Below are 18,900 nucleotides of genomic sequence, written 5' to 3' on the forward strand. Positions count from 1 at the left end.
CCAGGGTGACAAGCCCTGCTAAAAATTCACGCAATGAAAAAACTCCTCTAAACTCGACCGATAAGCGCCAACTTATCGGTTTTGTTATTTACTATTCTTTGTCTACATTATCTTAAAATAATTTTAAATCTATTGCATATTTATAGTCAATCAAAGCACAACTCTTCTCATTTTCAATCCAACCATTTTCCTCATGACTTAAGTCAACTATTTGTTTTGTGGTTTTATTTTTCAGAAAAGAGCTAACTGCATGTAATGTCTGCAATTCGCTTTCAGTAAAAACATCCTTATTAAATTCTTTTAATGGGAAAAATTTCTCCCCTTCATATCCATAAAAATATTTAGTTTCAATCCTGATATATTTATCTTCTACCATTTTTTCAAAAAGACTACTAAATCTATCTGGTACAGGACCTTTAGGTATTGCTGCATACCGACAACCCGAAATTGAATTACCATATTTTTTAAAATGAGAAAAATCCGCATAAAACAAATCTTTATTTAGTTCCGTTTTAAAAGGGTTTATTTGCTCCGCAAAAAAAACTACCATATTAGCCAGCTTCTCATAGTTCGGAACTGTGAAACCAGAATAACTATCGGGTTTGCTATCACCTAATAAATAATCTTCCAAAAAATCCCAAGAATGATTATGGATAGATTCATTCGCTATGTTCAAAAGTTTGAAAAATTCCTTTTCTTTAAACATGCCATCATTCTCCTCCAGCATTCTCCTAAAAACAATAGGATCTAAGGCCAAAGAAATAGCTTTTGCATTAGATAAACTTGGAATATCACCATTCTCATATAAAGTATATTGATTAGGACCAAAACCAAATAATTCACTCATTTTTAAAGCAGAAATACCATACTTCGCTCTCAAATCTTTAATTTCATCAGGAAATGGAATGTTATTCATTTCTCTGTAAACGTTTTGAATCTGTTTTAAATTCAACTCATCCAATTCTGTAGTTGTAAACATTTCACCTGATTCGTCACATAAATATGCACGGTGAGCGTATTCAACATCTTGTTTTTTAAAACTTACAGTTTGCATCTCACTTACAAGTTTCATTTCTTTTCCCGTAATAGGACTTTTCATAAAATTTCTCACTTAAATGGATAATTCATAGGATACTGTGAGGTATGGAAAGAGATACATATAACGTCCAACGCTGAGATTGTAACTTTAATGTATATTTCCTTTGCATTAATTATTTTACCAAAGACCCACATTGGTTCATCACCAAACTGATCATTTTTAAGTGGACCTTCGGAATAATCTTCCAAAACAATTTTTCTGATATATTCTTCTCTTTGTTTTGGTGTAATCTCCAAATCAACCAGAGTTTGTATGTTTACTCCTCTGCTAATAAAAAGCAAATTACCCGTTGAAAGGACAGCCTGTAGTTCTTGTAAGAACTTCTTAACCTCATCTTTGGTGGTTGACTTCATTTTTCTTGATGCAAATATAATGCTAAAATAAATATAAAGTGGTAAAAATTTAATTTTTAATATAAAATTGCCACTTTAAAGTTGAATATCACTATTTCTAATGAATTTACCCCTTGTCTTCAACGTCAAAAAAACCATAAATTCACAATAACAAAAGTAAGCACGTTGCTTCTAATATCACTAATCCATAGATCAAAACTTTTCCACAATAAAATTTCTGTGATATGTAAATCTTGAACAACCATTTTGTGGAGGAAAATTTCCCTTTCACTATTCGCTCAAAAACCGGAAATGTGAAAAAAAAATTAGCACTATATATCCTCAGTCCATCTAACTTGCTTAAGATTAGTTAGCGGAATGGACTGTGACAATTATTAACAAAAATGTCCAGTTAATTAATCAAAAAACTGGACATTTTCAAATTTGCTGACTACTTACTCTCAAACCCCTCCTTAAATTTCATAAACCGTTCGCCATCTTTCGGATTCTTCTTCATCCATTTGTTCATTAAATCTGTATTGTACTTCAATTGGTCGTAGTCTTTAATTTCGAAAATCGCTTTTCCATCTCTCTTGATTTCATCCAAAATATCTTGCCGAATTTCACTTTTGGCGCGGATGCTTTCGGAGTACCATTTGAAAGCAAAATGTCCAGTCCCGAACAAGATTATCGCTGCCAAAGACAAAATACCGATGCTTCCTGGAAAAATAAATTTGATGTGTTTTTCAATTTTTTCAAAAAAATTGACCGTGGTTTCCGACAAATGCGCAGGAATGCTTTCAGGAATTGAAGTTTTGTAATCCCAAATATAATCGAGTTCCTTTCTAACAAATTGAATCGCTTTCTGCATCATATTGGTTGAACCAATAATCGCATTTTGTGCAGATTGATAAAAATTACGTGCTTCTAAATGAACGGATTCAGTTTGTTTCGTGGATTTTATGTTTTCTTCATTCGTTTCAACCACCTTTCTCAGCAGTTCATAAATATCGTTTTGTGGTTCGTTTGGTGTTGTCTTTTTATTTTCCATTTTATCTAAATTTTCGTTTTTTTCGTTTTAATAATTCGTCGTCCGGAGTGGTGTAAGTTGGTTTCAAAAATTCATCAACCGTTTTTCCAATCTCTTTGGAAATATTGGCTTTAGAAATTTCCGTTTCTTCACTTTCCCTCACTTGTCCGAGTAAGGTTTGTATATGTTCAGCTCTCTCAAGGTTGGAGTTCAAAGTCGTTTTGATATCCGCAATTTTCAGTTTGTTGGTAATTTCTGAAAGTTTATAGCCGGGCTTGTATTGTCGCTCGGTTTGGTGGTTGATGTCCTCGTAACGCACAATTCTCATTCCCGAAATCCCATCCTTCACATTTTGAGAAAGTGTCACTCGATAACCTTTCAGATGCATTTTCATTACTAGGTCATCGAAGTTTTTGGCGTATTTCAATGAGTTTGTCAAAGCATAATACATCATCTGTTTCTTCTCTTTTCCAATCTCAATGTCGGTTTTCAGATTCAGTTCCTGACAAACGTCACGGACTGCCTTACCAAAATTCTCTCCGATTTTGTGTGCGGTAATCGTGTTTTCACCAAAAGTATTCACTCGATTTAGGATGAAATGAATGTGTTTTTGCTTCGTGGAAGAATGAATATCCAAACGAATTTGATTGTTGTCTGTAACTCCAACTTTTCTTAATGACTTTAAGGCTAAATCGGTCAGTTCTTCATTCGTCAGTTTATCAGCAACCGATTTTTCAGGAGAGATATATCCCGTCAATGCCCAATTTTTTACATTTTTGTTTCGGTTGGCGACGACTTTCATTTCTTTGAACTGCATTTCGGGATCCTCGCTCAAAAGATTATTGCTGTAAATCATTTCCGCAGTTCCTTTGTCGTTTCCATTGTATTCCACAGCGATTTTGGAAATTCTTCTTGTGGTGGCACTGTTATTCATCTTCTTGCAAGTTCTCTTCTGTTCTCGTGTTCATTTTATTGTAGAGATATTCGTAAATCAGTTTCGTGACAATTTCAACCTCTCTTAAAATCACTTTGGTATGATCGAGTTGTGAAAACTCCCGATGTCTCAATAAATTCTTGATTCTGATGAAATTATTTCCATAACTGAGTAATGTTTCATCTTCCTTAAATTCATTAATTCTGAGTTCTTTTTCGGTAATCAGGAATCGAAAATATTTTGAAACTGATAGTTTAAATCGTTTTGCTATTTTTTCAATTTCTTCATATTCCTTTTCAGTAATTCTCGTCGAAACGACTCTCGTAAATAGGTTAGAAGTCTTCTTTTTCAAACCTCCTTTTCTGCCAATTTCTTTGAAGTAATTTCTTCGTTTTTCTTGTGCAATTTTCTTTTCCTGTTCCCTTGAAATTTGCTGTACAAATTGTCTTAATTGATCGTTTTCCATTTGATATTTTTTTCTTTTCTGAAGCAAAAATTTCTATTTTTTGCAGTTAATTTTTTTTGAATTTTGTCTGATTTTTTATTGAAATTTTCTTTGAAATTTTTTCTAAATCAACGTTCTGTTTTAATGTTTTCGACGATAGGAGAAAACCAAAATGTTCCAATTTTACGATGAGCGGATACGCTTATTGTAAACATTGGGTACTTTTTGCACTAACTATCTGCCGATTTTACGTGTAGTTATTTTACGCAACTCTTCATTTTCGATACCTGCATCTATTTTACGCAGGTCTGTTTCTTCAATACCTGTATCTATTTTGATCATCCCACCTGTATGTATTTTACGCAGGTTTCCACTGATTAAAAACTCATTTAAGTCTTTGTGATTTTTGAATAATATCCGCTCATCTGAAACATTGGGATTTTGCTTTTTTAGAATCTCGGTTACAGAATCTCCCGTCCTGTCATTGTCCAAAAAGAGTTCAACATTTTGATAATTTTCGAGTTGATTTTTGACCTTTGAAATCATAGTGACGGAATTTAAAATGAGGTAATCCGAAGGTTCTTTTTCGAGTGATTTTTCCAAAATTTTGAACGATAGATAATCTGCAAATCCTTCAAAAATCCTTAAAGTTTGGGATTGATTTTTCACTGAAGTGAGGTCTTTTTTACCAAGACAAAGTTTGATGTATGGATTCCTGATTTCATATCCGTCAGAATCATTTTTGAATCCCAAACCGAAATACTTTTTTCCGTTGAGTTCGTAATGAATTTCTTTGAGTTCGGATTTCAGGGAATTGAGTTTTCGGGATTTTAGATATTCAATCAAACTTGGATGTTCTACTTCCTTGATTTCTAAAATCTCGTAAACTGATTTTGGTTTGAAATTATCAGTTTCAATTATCTGCTTATTCGGAATTGAATAATCAAATCTTTTCAGATATTCCAATGCTTCGGAAACTGAGCATTTCTTAATTCCTTGAACCAAGGAAACATTATCGTATTTCATTCCTGTCCCAAAATCGAAAGCAGTGTTCTTTTCATAATTCACCGAAAGACTTGGCGTTTTTTCTTCTCGGTCAAAGGCAAGATAAAAAGCGGTTCTTCGGTTGTCTTTGCTCGGGAAAAGAGAAAAGCTCTCCAAGATTTCCCTGATGCTGATATTTTCGTTTGCCTGTTTACAATTCATAATTTTGGGTTTTTGTGTTGTGCGTTTTGTGTTTTGTTTTATAAAGTTTTTTGGTGTTTTTACCGACCTTCTTACCTAAGCCTTTTGCAGAAAGTGTTAAGAGTGATTTGGTTGACTTACCTTGACTTACCTTTCTACCTGTATTTTTTATTTCTAAATTCTATTAATAGGTAACTTTAGGTAAGTCTAAACATCTATTCTTACCTCTTATAAAAATGTCTATTCATAATGGTTTCAAGGGATTTTTGGTAAGCAGGTAATTAGGTAGGAGGATTTTTAATTATTTTTTATTCATTTTTTTCGTCCTCAATTTTTCTTTTGATTAAATAGCCATAAACCTGCTTTTTGGAATGCTTTATCCTTTCAAAGTTTAAGGCGGTTAATGCTTTCCCAATTTTCACATTGTTCATTCTCACTCCCAAAGCATTACTCATTGCGAGCATAATCTCCGTTGCGGTGAGAAAGTCGTTTTTGTTTTCCGATTTTTCAAAATGGGAAATGAGGATTTCCTGCTCAAGTGTGATTTGCTTGAATTTCTCGTTTCGTTTTTCATTTTCGACAAGGTCTTCTACAGTGAGTTCGGGATTGTAATTTTTCCTTTCAAAAGCATTGTGATACGCTTGAGCCCAAACTTGGTTGATGTTGATTTTCTTTGAGTATCCAAAATCAATTTCCAATACCTCAAAAATGATCCATCTCACGCTTCCTGTTTCATCGGTCAAGAAATCGGAGCGGTTTGTAGAACCACAGAATGACGAGGTTCTGTACATCAATGACGATTTTCTGTCGTAAGGCAATCTTGCATTTACCGTGTTTTTGGAAATAAATGCCTTCAAAATATTGACGTCCGTTTTGGACATCACCGAAAGTTCATCGATATTGATGATGAAGTTTTTGCAGAGCGCAATGAGTCCGTCTTTATCCACACCAATATCTTCGGTGTAATATTTCTCCAAACTTGGCGGAATCAGGAATCTTAAAAAACTTGTTTTTCCACTGTTTTGCTTGGTATTGTAGAACACGAAGCATTGTTTGTTGATGTATCCTTTTTTCAATGCACACAAGACAGATCTTGTCAACCATTTTTCAAAATGGATTTGGAAAGGTTCTGCATCAGTGGTCTTGACAAAACTTGTCAATCTTTGGATATGGTTTTCACCATCCCATTTTTCAAGGTTTTGAAAATAGTTCTCGAATGGATTGAATATCGAAATCAAATGGCTTCGCATCAATATTTCAAGTTTGTTGAAGGCAATGTTGATTCCCGCCTGTGTAAGTTCGATGTACAGAGAGTTCAAGTTCAGCTCTGTCCAATCACCATTCTCAGTTTTTATCTCGAATTCCAAGGCGATTTCGTTGAAACGGAGTTGGTATTTCTTCCCGATGTACTTGATAATTTTGTCGAAAACCGTGACCGAACCTTTACTGCTTTGATAGAGTTCTTCTTCCGAATTCATAACCAATTACTTTTTCCATTTTTCTAAAATATCCCCCTCAAAATCATCGTAGTCATTACTATCTTCAACATCATCTGATGAGCTGTTGGAAATGAGATACTCTTCCAAATCTTCTTTTCGGAAATAAATTTTCTTTTGCCCTTTCTTTTTGTAAGCTTTCAACTTTCCGTGAAACTTCAATTGATAGAGATAATCGGGGTCAAGATTTAGAAACAATGCTGCTTCTTCTTTAGAATAAATGGTTTTTGCACTAAGAGCTAGAAGCTGTAGTGCTTTCGATGTAAATTCCTTTTGGGAATTTACTAGAACTGAAACTTGGGTTTCAATTAACTGTAATCTTTCTTGGTCATTCATGTTGTTGAATTTTGTTGTGACCAAGATATTCTAGGATGAAAATACCACCTAAAAGCGACTAAAAAAGTTTTTTGTAAAATAAAGTATAATAAATAATTGAACTTGTACGAGCAATTTATTCTTTATGATGTTTTAGAATGGTTTGAAGTGAACACGAAAAAATATCGTGTTTATAAAGCTGATAATCAGTAAAATAATTTTTGAAAAATTTTTGAGTTCGAATGAATTTTGATGAAATTTTCAACAAAAAAGTGACCTAAGAAAGGTATTTTGAGAAATTCTTCGGATCTATGGGGTCTTTTTTCGGCATTCCGTGCTTATCGTTTGCCAAAACAATTTCATTGATGATTTTTATGGCTTCAGATTGAGTAGTTGTTTCTTCCTCATTAATTTCTTTGTTCTTGCACTTTTCAATCAAATCTGTATATTTTGAAAAGAAGTCCAAAATTGGTTGAACGCTCACGCCATTTCTTGCAGTTTTTGTAAAGATTATTTTACCACTTTTTCTTTTTTTAAGCAAAAAATCTGAAAGGATCTCCTCAGAATCTTTACTGATAAAATAATCTTCCATCACATCTGCCAAAATCAAATTGGCGTTATTCCGAATTTCAAAATCGAAATCTGAAGTTTTTAACAGTTGATTGTTTTCGGTCGCCAATTGATGAATTTCTTCACTTACATTTTTTTGTTGCAGGATTTCTTGAGATAAACTTTGCTTTGAAATTTGAATCTCTTTTTTTATTTCTTCAGAATGAAGGAGAATAGCATCATCAGTTCTAACTTGCTTTGCAAAAACAAAACGCTCATCATATTTATTTTCACGAAATTTTCTATAAGCGGCGAATGGCTTGAATGAATGATCCATTTTTCCTTCCAAAAGAACGAAACATAGTATTTGTAATAAAGTGTAAAAAAGAATTGACGTAAAATCGATTTGAGCTTCTTTGATTTTCTCTAAAATTGATAATCCCCAAAATAAAGAAAGTACAGATGAAATGAGAAATAAACATAGTACTATTATAAATCGGTTGGTATTCCAGTCATTATACCAATTTTTCTGTTCAGAAGAGTAGTAGTTGATTACAAATGGACTAAAAGCGAACCAAACCCTTCCTGCGAGATAAAGTGGAAAAAATATTGTGAGCAATAACACAATTAAATATACCGCTATATAGAAGGTGTCCATTTTTTTACTAAAGTATTATAATGCTAATATATGGAGAAATAAAATTCAAATGTTCGTCAAATGTTCGTCAAAATAAAAAAGAAGGGATTTTACATTGCTGCAAAATCCCTTAAAAAGTGGCCCCACTTGGGCTCGAACCAAGGACTTGATGATTATGAGTCATCTACTCTAACCAACTGAGTTATAGGGCCTTATGAATTTTTATATCTAAAAAATTCTAAAAATTTGTTTCCACTTTTTTCAACCTCGTTTTTCCCTTCAAAATGGCTTCGGGCTACTGATTATGAGTCAGGTGCTCTAACCAACTGAGCTATAGGACCTCAAAATTTGGTTAAATTTTGTGATTGCAAAAATAGTAAAATTTCTTTATCTGCAAAACTTTTTAAGGTTTTTCTTGACATAGTTCTACCAAAACTCCATTTGTAGATTTAGGATGTAGAAAGACAACTAATTTGTTATCAGCGCCTTCTTTAGGTTCTTCGGAGATAAAAATAAATCCTTCTTTTTTTAATCTTTCTACTTCTTCTAGGATATTTACTACTCCAAATGCCAAATGATGGATGCCTTCTCCTTTCTTATCTATAAATTTTGAAATTGCACTTTCTTCTTTACTGGCTTCCAAGAGTTCAATTTTGCTTTCGCCAACTTCATAGAATGAAGTGATAACCCCTTCTCTTTCTACAGATTCTTTTTTATAGTGTTCTTTTCCCAATAGCTTAGCGAATAGTTCGTCTGAAACGCCTAAAGATTTTACCGCAATACCAATATGTTCTAGTTTCATATATCAATAATAGTTTATTTGGTTATTAAGCCAAATTTTCAAGTTAGCAATTCAAACAAAAATACTAAATTTGCATGAATTATGGAAAGTAACAGACAAAGAAAAGTATCACAGATTATTCAGGAAGATTTCGCAGAACTTTTCCGCAAACAGGCATCAGAAAGTAAACAAAGTATTCTTGTTTCTGTTTCGGATGTTAAAGTAACGCCCGATCTTGGTATTGCTAAAATCTATCTTAGTATTTTTCCTCAGGAATTTCGACAAGCTGTAATGAAAGAAATCGAAGAGAATAAAGCACAATACAGAAACTTTATCGGAAAGAAAATGGCGAAGCAAGTGCGTATTATTCCTCAATTAAACTTCTATCTAGATACAACACTGGATGATGTGGAAAAAATCGAAAGAGAACTGAGAGGAGAAGGCGATAATCCTGTTTTATAATCATTTTGAAAAACATTGCGTTTTATATAGCATCCCGTTACCTCTTGTCTAAAAAGGGGAGTACGGCTGTAACTTTTATTACATGGCTTGCAGCTGTGGCAATGAGTGTTGCGGTGGCTGCAATGTTTGTTATTATTTCGGTGTTTTCCGGACTGGAAGATTTCAATAAAACTCTTATATCTAACCTCCATGCAGATCTTACTGTAAAAAGCACTTCTGGTAAAACCATTAAAAATTTCCAGAGAATAAATGAAATTTTAAAAAAGGATAAAGAAATTTCAGATTTTTCACGCGTAATTGAGGAGAAAGTTTACGTAAACTTTAATGGAAAAGGAGATATTGCTTTTTTGCGCGGGGTAGATTCTTCTTATACAAAAGTAAATCCAGTTAATAAAACTATTTTTTTTGGTAATTATCCGTCTTTTGAGTATAAAAACGAGGTAATTATGGAGCATTCTCTAAAGATAAGATTGGGAATACCTGTGGATTCGGACAGAGATTTTGCTACTATTTTTATGCCTAAATCGGGAACGGGAATTATTAATAAAGAAGAAGATATTTATAATAAAAGAGATATTATCGTTACAGGGATTTTTCCGGGTAATGAACAATTGAATAATTATGTAATAGCACCGATTGAATTAGCCGAGGAACTTCTTAACCTTCCCAAAAATTCTGCCTACCAAATTGTAATAAAACTTAAAAATCCAGAAAATGCAGATTCTGAAAAGGAAAAACTGCAAAAAGAAATTGGTGGTAATATTGAAATAAAAACAAAAGAAGAAGAAAATGCAGCTTTCTGGAAAATGATTAATACCGAAAAGCTGTTTATATATCTTATTTTTGCTTTGGTTATTTTCATAACAACGTTTAATCTTGCCGGAGCAATTATTATTCTTCAGCTTGATAAAAAACAGCAGGCAAAATCGTTAATTTCTCTAGGATTCCCCTTAAAGCATCTTAGGATGACTTATTTCTATACAGGAATTCTTATTGTTGTTTTGGGGATTTTGTCCGGTTTGTTGTTAGGAACAGCGTTGTGTTATTTTCAGCTATACACAGAATTGTTCAAAGCGGTTGAAGATCTTCCTTTCCCGGTGAAGATTGTTGGTGAAAATTACCTTATTGTTTCTGCTATTGCGGCGTTGTTTGGTGTTTTAATTTCTTGGTTTTTCTCCAAAATAAGTAAAAATTATATTACTAAAAATTAATACATTATAGATTAAGAATATTTGTAAATTTGCCGTCCAATTCAAAAAAATGAAGCAAATTTTTTATTCTTTAATCGCGGTGTTTTCTGTGAGTGTTTCTGCCCAAATTCCTACAGGGTATTACAATAATGCAACGGGTACAGGAGCTACGCTTAAGACCAACCTTAAAAATATTATTACTGCAGGGCATTCAACCAATATATCTTACGGTGATTTATGGACGGCCTATCAAACGACCGATAGAGACAAATACTACGAGGGAGACAACTCAATTTTAGATATTTATTCTGAAAGTTCAACAAATCCTGATTCTTACAATTATAGAATTACCACAGACCAGTGCGGAGGCAACGGTTATAGCGCAGAAGGAGACTGTTACAATAGAGAGCATATTGTACCTCAAAGTTTGTTCAGTGAGAATCTGCCTATGAAATCTGACGTACATTTCATACGTGCCACAGATGGTAAAGTAAATGCAGAACGAGGAAATTTTCCTTTCGGACTTGTAGGAACTCCAAATTACCAGTCTCTAAATGGTTCTAAAAGGGGGAATTCCATTTCTGCAGGTTACTCGCAAACTGTATTTGAACCTATCGATGAATTTAAAGGAGATGTCGCAAGGATGATTTTTTATTTTGTTACCAGATACGAAAATCAGCTAAGTTCATTCGCTTCAGGAGATATGCTGGGTAATAGTGCATATCCAGGACTGCAAACTTGGGAACTCAATCAGTTATTAGCTTGGCATAATCAGGATCCTGTTTCTCTTACCGAAATTGAAAGAAATAATAAAACATATGCTTTTCAGGGCAATAGAAATCCTTACATTGACAATCCTAATTTTGCAAATCTTGTGTGGAATACTGCTGTAACTGAAACTCAGGCTCCTACCTCACCAACCAATCTTACAGTAAATAACATAACTTCTAATTCGGTTGTTTTAAACTGGACAGCTTCTACAGATAATGTTGGAGTATCAGGTTATATAGTGTATGTAAATGGAGTGCTTTATCCAACTTCGGCAACCAATTCTTCTACTATTGTCAACTTAAATCCATCTACAGTTTACAGTTTTGCCGTAATTGCACAAGATGCTGCAGGAAATTTATCTGCACAAAGCAATACTGCAACTATTACTACTTTGGTGGGATCTTGTGGTTCTGAATATTTTGATAATATTCCTGCTGCTTCATCCACTTACAGTACAAGATCTTGGACGGGTAGTAGTGCTTCTTGGACGGCAACCAATGCAAGAACGGATCAGATGATTACTAATAAGGCAATAACTTTCAAAAATGGAAATCTTACAAGTTCTTCAATTTCAGGAGGAATTCAGGGTTTAACAGTTACTGCTCAACAAAAATATTCTGGAAATCCCGGAAGTCTTGCTGTGGAAATAAACGGAGTAAATGTAGGAAGTATTCCTTATGGTAAAAATCCGATTACCACTACTTTGAACAATCTTAATGTTTCAGGGAATTTCACTATAAAATTAATCAACTCTGTTACTTCTAATGCTGTTGCTGTAGATAATATATACTGGACTTGCAGTACATTGTCTACGTCTGAAGCTACTCGCAAAGATGTTTTCGTAGTTTATCCGAACCCTGTGAGAAACCATGAGATTTTTGTAAAAGGTGAGAATGTAAATAAAATTACAAAAGCTGAGATTTACGATCTTTCAGGGAAATTGGTGATGAGTGTTGCCAATCCTTTTAAAGATTCCAGCAAAATCAGCTTAAACGGACTTGTTAAAGGAAGTTATATTTTAAAAACGGATACTTTTTCAACAAAATTTATAGTGGAATAAGTTTAAAAATCATCCATTTTAATTTCATTAAAAGATCAATTGTTATGGGTCTTTTTTTTATTTTTGATACATGGAATCTAAACATAAACTAGGGCTGATCGGGAAGAATATTTCCTATTCTTTTTCTAAAAACTATTTTGAGCAAAAATTTAAAAAAAAGAACCTTACAGAATATTCTTACGATATTTTTGATATACAGGAAATTGAAGAAATTGAAAGAATTTTCTCCGATACAAATATTTTTGGGCTGAATGTAACGATTCCGTATAAAGAAAAAGTTATTCAATATCTTGATGAACTGAGCGATGAGGCAGAAAAAATAGGAGCTGTAAACTGTATTGGTATAGTAGATGGAAAAAGAAAAGGTTATAATACAGATGCTTTCGGATTCGAAAAAACTTTGGCTGCCCATCAGAAATCTCACCATCAATCTGCTCTTATTTTAGGAGATGGCGGAGCTGCTAAAGCGGTTAAGTATGTTTTAAATAAACGCCAGATTCCTTTTAAAACAATCTCAAGAAAATCTGAATTGAATTTTGATAATGTTGATGCCCATATTGTTTCTGAACATACATTAATTATTCATTGCACACCTGTAGGAACTTTCCCGAATGTGGAAGATTGTGTTCGTTTTCCTTTCGAAGCACTTACGAAACAGCATTTGGTAATAGATTTAATTTACAACCCAGAGTGTACGCAATTTCTTATAAAAGCTGCAGAAAACGGAGCAAAAACAGTTAATGGATTGTATATGCTCGAGCAACAGGCAGAAAAAGCTTGGGAAATTTGGTCGTTTCAAAAAAAATAACATAAATTAGTAACTTAATTGGTGGCTTGCTATCATGGGTAAGTAATTTAAAGCCATTATCATAAAAGATTTGCTATGACAACAGAAAATAATCTTTCTGAAAACGAAGAAAACAGACCTTCTGTAGAAATTCAGGAAAACGAAGCGAAAATCGAGAAAACTGAAGAAAACAATCATGAAGAACAACAGTCTGATGAAGATCAGCACGTTGTTGCCGAAGAATTGTCTCTTGCAGACACATTAAAGGAAATGGAGAAAATCATCAATTCCAGCGATGCAGGAGAGAGGTTTAGGGAGTTCAATGCGTTGAAGGATAAAGCAAATCATTATATTCACGATGAGGTGGAAGATAAAAAACATGAATATGTAGATGAAGGAAATGCACCGGAAAATTTCAGTTTTGAACATCCTTCTCAGTCCAAACTTTCCGCGCTAATCAATATTTTTAAGGAAAAGAACGATCATTTCCAGAAAAATCAAGAAGAAGAGCAGAAAAAAAATCTTGATCAGCGACAGGGGATTATCGAACGTCTAAAGAATCTTTATACCAATTCTGAACCGGGAACCAATCTTTTTAAATCTATAAGAGAAATTAAAGAAGAATGGTCTAATGCAGGTCAGGTTGCAAAATCCGAATTTAAAATACTCAATAACAATTATTTCCACCATCTGAACCAGTTCTATCAGATGTTGGATATGAATAAAGAATTTTTGGAACAGGAGTACAGCCATAATTTAGAAAAAAGACAGCATATTATTGCTCGTGCTAAAGAGCTTGAAAATGAACCTGCTGTGCAAAAAGCACTCAACGAACTGCAATATTTGCATAAACTTTGGAAAGAAGAGGCAGAACCGGTTGCAGAAGAATTTCGTGAAAAAACCTGGGATGAATTTAAAGAGATTTCCAACAAAATTCATGAAAGAAAAACTGAGCTTTCAGCAACAATTGAAGCAGAACAGAATGCTAATCTTGAGAAGAAAAATGAAATTATAGCCAATATAAAAAAGCTTGCAGAGAATCTGGAAAATGCCAATCATAATTATTGGCAAAATGCCATTAAGCAGGTTGAAGCTCTCCGTACAGATTTTCTGAAAACAGGAAGTGTACCAAGAAAGCTTTCTAATGTGAATTGGAATGATTTTAAAACGACATTGAGGAATTTTAACACTGTTAAAAATAACTACTATAAATCTCTTAAAGGTTCTCAGCAACAGAATCTTGAAGAAAAACTGAAACTCATCCAAACTGCTAAAGACAATATGTTGTCTGAAGATTGGGATATTGCTGTGAGTTTGTTTAAAAAACTTCAGGAAGACTGGAAGAAAATTGGTCACGTACCCAAAAGTATGACCAATAAAATTTGGGATGAATTCCGTGAAGCGTGTAATACATTTTTTAATAATTACAGAGAAAAAAGCAGTGCTTCTACCGATAACTGGAAGGAAAACTACAAGCTTAAAAAAGATATTCTTGAAGAACTTAAAGCAATCTCGGACGAGGAAGGCAGTGTAGAGAAAATTGAAGCACTTAAAACTTCTTGGAACAATATAGGGAAAGTTCCGAGAGATAAAATGGCAATAAATTCTGAATTTAACCGTACGCTAAGAGAAAAACTGAAGCTTAATAAAATTAATGAGCTGGAACTGAAAGAAGAAGGTCTTTCTGAAAATCAGCTAACGGATAAAGCTAGAAAAATTAAAAATCAAATCGCTGATTTGGAATCTGAAATCGTTAAACTTGAAAATAATTTAGCGTTTTTCAATAAACCAACGAGAGATAACCCGCTTTTGAGAGATACTTTTAACACCATTGATGATAAAAAAGCTCATCTTGAAACTTTAAAACAAAATCTTCACAGCATTATTTCTGGTGAATAAAAAAAATAAACTTTAATAATGTAAAGCGAAGCAAAGAAATTTGTATTCGCTTTTTTGGTCTTATGCAGCACGAATTTTTTATCAGACGGTGTATTGAATTGGCACAGAAAGCTACCGGAAATACATATCCAAACCCTTTGGTGGGAAGCGTTATTGTACACAACGGAAAAATAATAGGAGAGGGATATCATCAAAAAGCAGGAGAAAATCACGCAGAAATTAATGCTATTAATTCTGTAAAAGACAAAAGTCTTATTCCGGAATCTATCATTTATGTATCATTAGAGCCATGTGCTCATTTTGGGAAAACTCCACCTTGTGCTCTCAAAATTGTTGAGTTGGGTTTTAAAAAAGTGGTTATTGGAGCATTAGATTCCCACGATAAAGTAAACGGGAAAGGAAAAAAAATAATTGAAGATGCAGGAATTGAAGTAATTTCGGGAGTTTTGGAACAACAATGCATCAATTTAAACAAAAGATTTTTTACTTTTCACGAAAAAAAACGTCCTTTTATCATTTTAAAATGGGCGGAGTCGGGCGATCATTTTATGGATAAAGATTTTAAGCCCACTCCGATCAGTAATTCTCTTACCAAACAGTTTGTGCATCAGCTTAGAAATAACGAGCATGCTATTCTTATCGGAACCATGACGGCAATGAGGGATAATCCAAGTCTTACTACAAGAGAAATCGTTGGAAGAAATCCTGTTAGAATTCTTATTGATATGGATTTGAAAGTTCCTGAAAACTATCATATTTTTAATGAAGAAGCAGAAACTTTAGTGTTTAATTCTGTAAAAGAATCACACGAAAAACACGTAACATTTATTAAAATAAGCAGAGAAAATTTTATTCAAAATCTTTTGAATAAACTTCATGAAATGCAGATTCAATCGGTAATTGTTGAGGGTGGAAGCATTGTTTTGCAACAATTTATAGATGCCGGTTTGTGGGACGAGACTTTGGTTATCAGAAATAATAATCTCACTTTAGAAAATGGAACTCCGGCTCCGAAATTTTTATTTACTCCTTCTTTTGTGCAGGATTTCAGAGATAATGTTATTGAGTTTTATAAAAATTCTAATTAGAAGCGTGAATGTTGTACGAATATCAAACCATCGAAAAACCTGTTGAAAATATTCTGCTGAAAGAAAAAGGCAGCAAGTTTATAGGATTTGCGTTCCCGGTTCAGGATGAAACCGAACTTAAAGAAACCTTAGAAAAAGTGAGAACAGAGCATCCTAAGGCAACGCATCACTGTTATGCATTCCGTTTGGGTTTGAAAGGCGAGTTGTACCGTGCCAATGATGATGGAGAACCTTCCGGAAGCGCCGGTTTGCCAATTTACAATCAGCTTCTTGCTAACGAACTTACCAATATTCTTCTTGTTGTGGTGAGGTATTATGGAGGCACAAAACTGGGAGTTTCTGGTTTGGTAAAAGCATATAAAGAATCAGCAAAAGTTACTTTGGAAGAAGCTGAAATAATTACAAAAGAACTCGAAACAAAGATTGAAATTACATTCAACTTCAATCAGCAAAACATTATTTTTACCTTACTCTCAAAGTTTGATGCTAAAGTGTTGAACTTCGATGCAGAACAGAACGCCGTTATTTTAGCAAGAATAAAAACCAAATATACAGACGATATTATAGATTCTATACACAATATTCAGCACACCAATTGTATCATTATTAACTGAAATAATTTATAAAATAACATCTCAGACATTTTGTCCGAGATGTTATTTTTTATTTTAAAATCTGTCTTAATTTAATCTCTTCTTCCACCCATTAATAGAGAGGCAAAGTAAAGTAACTGAGCTAATGATCCTATCGCAGCAACTACATAAGTTCTTGCTGCCCATTTTAAGCTGTCTTGTACTCCAACAAATTCTTCAGAAGTAACTGTTCCGGTATCTTTTAGCCATTTCATTGCTCTTTCACTCGCATCATATTCTACAGGAAGTGTTATAAAAGCAAATAGGGTTGTTGCAGCGAACATAATTACTCCAATTGTTAATAATAATTTGCTTCCACTTGCAATCATTACCGCAATTCCTGCAAAAATAACGAACTGCATTAAGTTGGAACTGATATTTACAACAGGAACAAGTTTAGATCTCAATTGTAACATAGAATAACCCACTGCATGTTGCACTGCGTGACCGCATTCATGTGCTGCAACTGCCGCCGCTGCTGCATTTCTCTGCATATAAACTGCCTCAGAAAGATTTACTGTTTTATCTTCAGGATTGTAATGATCGGTTAATTGTCCGGGAACAGAAATTACCTGAACATCATTTATATTGTTGTCTCTGAGCATTTTTTCTGCCACTTCCTTTCCAGACATTCCGTTTCTCAGGTGGACTTTGGAGTAGTATTCAAACTTGGATTTTAATCTTGAGGAAACCAGCCAGCTAGCCAGCATAATAATTCCTATAATAAGATAATAACCATTCATTTTTTATAAGTTTAAAATTTAATAATCACTGAATTCATATAAAAATTGTGCCAAAACATTGGGTATTATTAATTATATTTGTCATTCACTTTACCCGAAAATCATGTCAGAAATTTCAATTTTTGAAGTAAAAACTCAAGATGATCTCAATCATTTTGTGAAATTCCCTATGGATTTGTACAAAAATAATCCTTTTTTTGTGCCTTCATTCGTTAATGATGAAAAAAATATTTGGAATTCTGATGAGAATCCTGCACTTAGTTATTCTGAAGCTAAAAAATTTTTAGCCAAAAAAAATGGTCAGATTGTGGGGCGAATCGCTGTAATCATCAATCATAAGGAAGAAAAAGAGCTTGGAATAAGAAAAGTGCGTTTTGGCTGGATAGATTTCATTGATGATCTGGAAGTGTCTAAAGCCCTTATTAATGCTGCTGTTGATTTTGCAAAGGAAAATCAAATCAATATGATTGAAGGTCCGATGGGATTTACAAATCTTGATAAAGCCGGAATGCTCACATTGGGCTTCGATAAACTGGCGACAATGATTGGTATTTACAACCATAAATATTATCCCGAACACCTTGAAAAACTAGGTTTGGTTAAAGAAAAAGAATGGGTAGAATTTGAACTGAAATTTCCGGAAATTCTTCCTGAGAAAGTACATAAATTTAATGATCTTATTTCGCAGAAATACAAACTGAAAGTTCTCCATTTTAAAAATAAAGAGGAAATATTAGAGTATGTAGATCCTATGTTTGATTTGCTCGATGAAACCTATAAACATCTTTCTACCTATACGCCAATTTCCGATGAACAAAGGAAAACCTATAAAGAGAAATACTTTAAACTTATCGATAAAGATTTTATTGTCTGCGTTGCCGATGAGAATAATCAACTGGTATCTTTTGCGATCACAATGCCTTCCTATTCCAGAGCTTTACAGAAGTCTAAAGGAAAACTTTTACCGTTCGGATGGTGGTATTTTCTTCAGGCAGGCAGAAAAAACGACAGAGCTAATTTTTATTTGATAGGGATTCATCCCGATTACCAAAGACGCGGGGTAACTTCTATTATTTTTAAAGAAATATGGAAGATTTTCCGCAAAAAAGGTGTTAAATATCTGGAAACTAATCCCGAACTTGAAGACAATAAAAGTATTCAGCTTTTATGGCAAGATTACAATCCGGTGAATCACAAAAGAAGAAGAACTTATTCCTTAAAATTTTAATATGAAAATACATCTTTTCATCTTTGCTGTGCTTATTGCGGGTTTTGTATCGTACAATTTATTTCTTAAAGTAGATGATGATAAAACGAATACTGTAATCAATATCGTTTATGCGAGTATTCTTTTTGGTTACATTTCTTTTATGGCATTTACCCTGTTAAAAAAAATGAAGAAATAAATTATTTTTATTCATTCTAAATTATCGCTTTTTCCTAATTTAATCAGACTTTTAAGTTG

The 18,900-nt window shown here is 33.4% G+C and carries 20 protein-coding genes and 1 tRNA gene; 9 read left to right on the forward strand and 12 right to left on the reverse strand.

Annotated elements, in window-relative coordinates:
* Positions 1-112: 112 nt before the first annotated feature.
* From IV513_RS03520 to mce, 11 genes are all read right to left on the reverse strand, one after another.
* Positions 113-1,099 carry a type II toxin-antitoxin system antitoxin SocA domain-containing protein gene (locus tag IV513_RS03520; protein WP_209389138.1) on the reverse strand — a complete coding sequence of 329 codons (987 nt, stop codon included), beginning with the start codon at positions 1,097-1,099 and terminating at the stop codon, positions 113-115.
* A gap of 8 nt (positions 1,100-1,107) precedes the next feature.
* Entirely contained in the window at positions 1,108-1,452 is a 345-nt protein-coding gene (locus tag IV513_RS03525) for a hypothetical protein (RefSeq protein WP_209389139.1), read from the reverse strand.
* Positions 1,453-1,882: 430 nt separating this feature from the next.
* On the reverse strand, positions 1,883-2,482 hold the full coding sequence (locus IV513_RS03530) for a hypothetical protein (RefSeq protein ID WP_209389140.1): 600 nt from the start codon (positions 2,480-2,482) through the stop codon (positions 1,883-1,885).
* Position 2,483: 1 nt separating this feature from the next.
* Positions 2,484-3,395 carry a relaxase/mobilization nuclease domain-containing protein gene (locus tag IV513_RS03535; RefSeq protein WP_209389141.1) on the reverse strand — a complete coding sequence of 304 codons (912 nt, stop codon included), beginning with the start codon at positions 3,393-3,395 and terminating at the stop codon, positions 2,484-2,486.
* A complete protein-coding gene (locus IV513_RS03540; RefSeq protein ID WP_209389142.1) occupies positions 3,388-3,861 on the reverse strand; it encodes a special sigma factor in 474 nt (157 codons plus the stop codon). Before IV513_RS03540 ends, IV513_RS03535 begins: the two co-directional genes overlap by 8 nt.
* 213 nt (positions 3,862-4,074) lie before the next feature.
* Positions 4,075-5,046, reverse strand: coding sequence for a toprim domain-containing protein (locus tag IV513_RS03545; RefSeq protein WP_209389143.1), 972 nt, complete (start codon positions 5,044-5,046; stop codon positions 4,075-4,077).
* 287 nt (positions 5,047-5,333) lie between these two features.
* A complete protein-coding gene (locus IV513_RS03550) occupies positions 5,334-6,503 on the reverse strand; it encodes a VapE domain-containing protein (protein ID WP_209389144.1) in 1,170 nt (389 codons plus the stop codon).
* A 6-nt stretch (positions 6,504-6,509) separates the two neighbouring features.
* Positions 6,510-6,857, reverse strand: a complete 348-nt coding sequence (locus IV513_RS03555) for a helix-turn-helix domain-containing protein (RefSeq protein WP_209389145.1) — start codon at positions 6,855-6,857, stop codon at positions 6,510-6,512.
* Positions 6,858-7,113: 256 nt separating this feature from the next.
* On the reverse strand, positions 7,114-8,043 hold the full coding sequence (locus IV513_RS03560; RefSeq protein ID WP_209389146.1) for a hypothetical protein: 930 nt from the start codon (positions 8,041-8,043) through the stop codon (positions 7,114-7,116).
* 117 nt (positions 8,044-8,160) lie between these two features.
* Positions 8,161-8,234, reverse strand: a tRNA-Ile gene (locus IV513_RS03565).
* Positions 8,235-8,425: 191 nt separating this feature from the next.
* Positions 8,426-8,824, reverse strand: a complete 399-nt coding sequence (gene mce / locus IV513_RS03570; protein WP_209389147.1) for a methylmalonyl-CoA epimerase — start codon at positions 8,822-8,824, stop codon at positions 8,426-8,428.
* 81 nt (positions 8,825-8,905) lie between these two features.
* Between mce and rbfA the strand changes: the two genes are divergently transcribed.
* The 7 genes from rbfA to IV513_RS03605 all read left to right on the forward strand — a co-directional run bounded on the left by rbfA (position 8,906) and on the right by IV513_RS03605 (position 16,674).
* Complete coding sequence (rbfA, locus tag IV513_RS03575) at positions 8,906-9,265, forward strand: 30S ribosome-binding factor RbfA (RefSeq protein WP_209389148.1); 360 nt, start codon at positions 8,906-8,908, stop codon at positions 9,263-9,265.
* Positions 9,266-9,270: 5 nt separating this feature from the next.
* Positions 9,271-10,476: an ABC transporter permease gene (locus IV513_RS03580; RefSeq protein ID WP_209389149.1), complete on the forward strand. Its 1,206-nt coding sequence runs from the start codon at positions 9,271-9,273 to the stop codon at positions 10,474-10,476.
* A gap of 49 nt (positions 10,477-10,525) precedes the next feature.
* Complete coding sequence (locus IV513_RS03585) at positions 10,526-12,286, forward strand: endonuclease (RefSeq protein ID WP_209389150.1); 1,761 nt, start codon at positions 10,526-10,528, stop codon at positions 12,284-12,286.
* Between the two features lie 70 nt (positions 12,287-12,356).
* A complete protein-coding gene (locus IV513_RS03590) occupies positions 12,357-13,094 on the forward strand; it encodes a shikimate dehydrogenase (protein ID WP_209389151.1) in 738 nt (245 codons plus the stop codon).
* A 75-nt stretch (positions 13,095-13,169) separates the two neighbouring features.
* A complete protein-coding gene (locus tag IV513_RS03595; protein ID WP_209389152.1) occupies positions 13,170-14,972 on the forward strand; it encodes a DUF349 domain-containing protein in 1,803 nt (600 codons plus the stop codon).
* Between the two features lie 62 nt (positions 14,973-15,034).
* Positions 15,035-16,060, forward strand: coding sequence for a bifunctional diaminohydroxyphosphoribosylaminopyrimidine deaminase/5-amino-6-(5-phosphoribosylamino)uracil reductase RibD (ribD, locus tag IV513_RS03600; protein ID WP_209389153.1), 1,026 nt, complete (start codon positions 15,035-15,037; stop codon positions 16,058-16,060).
* Positions 16,061-16,068: 8 nt separating this feature from the next.
* Entirely contained in the window at positions 16,069-16,674 is a 606-nt protein-coding gene (locus tag IV513_RS03605; RefSeq protein ID WP_209389154.1) for a YigZ family protein, read from the forward strand.
* 71 nt (positions 16,675-16,745) lie between these two features.
* Here the strand turns inward: IV513_RS03605 and IV513_RS03610 are convergent, their stop codons facing one another.
* Entirely contained in the window at positions 16,746-17,435 is a 690-nt protein-coding gene (locus IV513_RS03610) for a zinc metallopeptidase (protein ID WP_209389155.1), read from the reverse strand.
* Positions 17,436-17,538: 103 nt separating this feature from the next.
* On the opposite strand from IV513_RS03610, the gene IV513_RS03615 reads away from it, so the two are divergent.
* Together IV513_RS03615 and IV513_RS03620 are read left to right on the forward strand one after the other, a co-directional pair.
* Positions 17,539-18,663 (forward strand): GNAT family N-acetyltransferase, encoded by a 1,125-nt coding sequence (locus tag IV513_RS03615; RefSeq protein WP_209389156.1) that lies wholly within the window; start codon positions 17,539-17,541, stop codon positions 18,661-18,663.
* A 1-nt stretch (position 18,664) separates the two neighbouring features.
* Complete coding sequence (locus IV513_RS03620; protein ID WP_209389157.1) at positions 18,665-18,841, forward strand: hypothetical protein; 177 nt, start codon at positions 18,665-18,667, stop codon at positions 18,839-18,841.
* The last annotated feature ends 59 nt before the right edge of the window (positions 18,842-18,900 follow it).

Origin of the sequence: Chryseobacterium sp. RR2-3-20 (genome assembly GCF_017808115.1) — a bacterium.
Classification (GTDB): domain Bacteria; phylum Bacteroidota; class Bacteroidia; order Flavobacteriales; family Weeksellaceae; genus Chryseobacterium; species Chryseobacterium oryzae.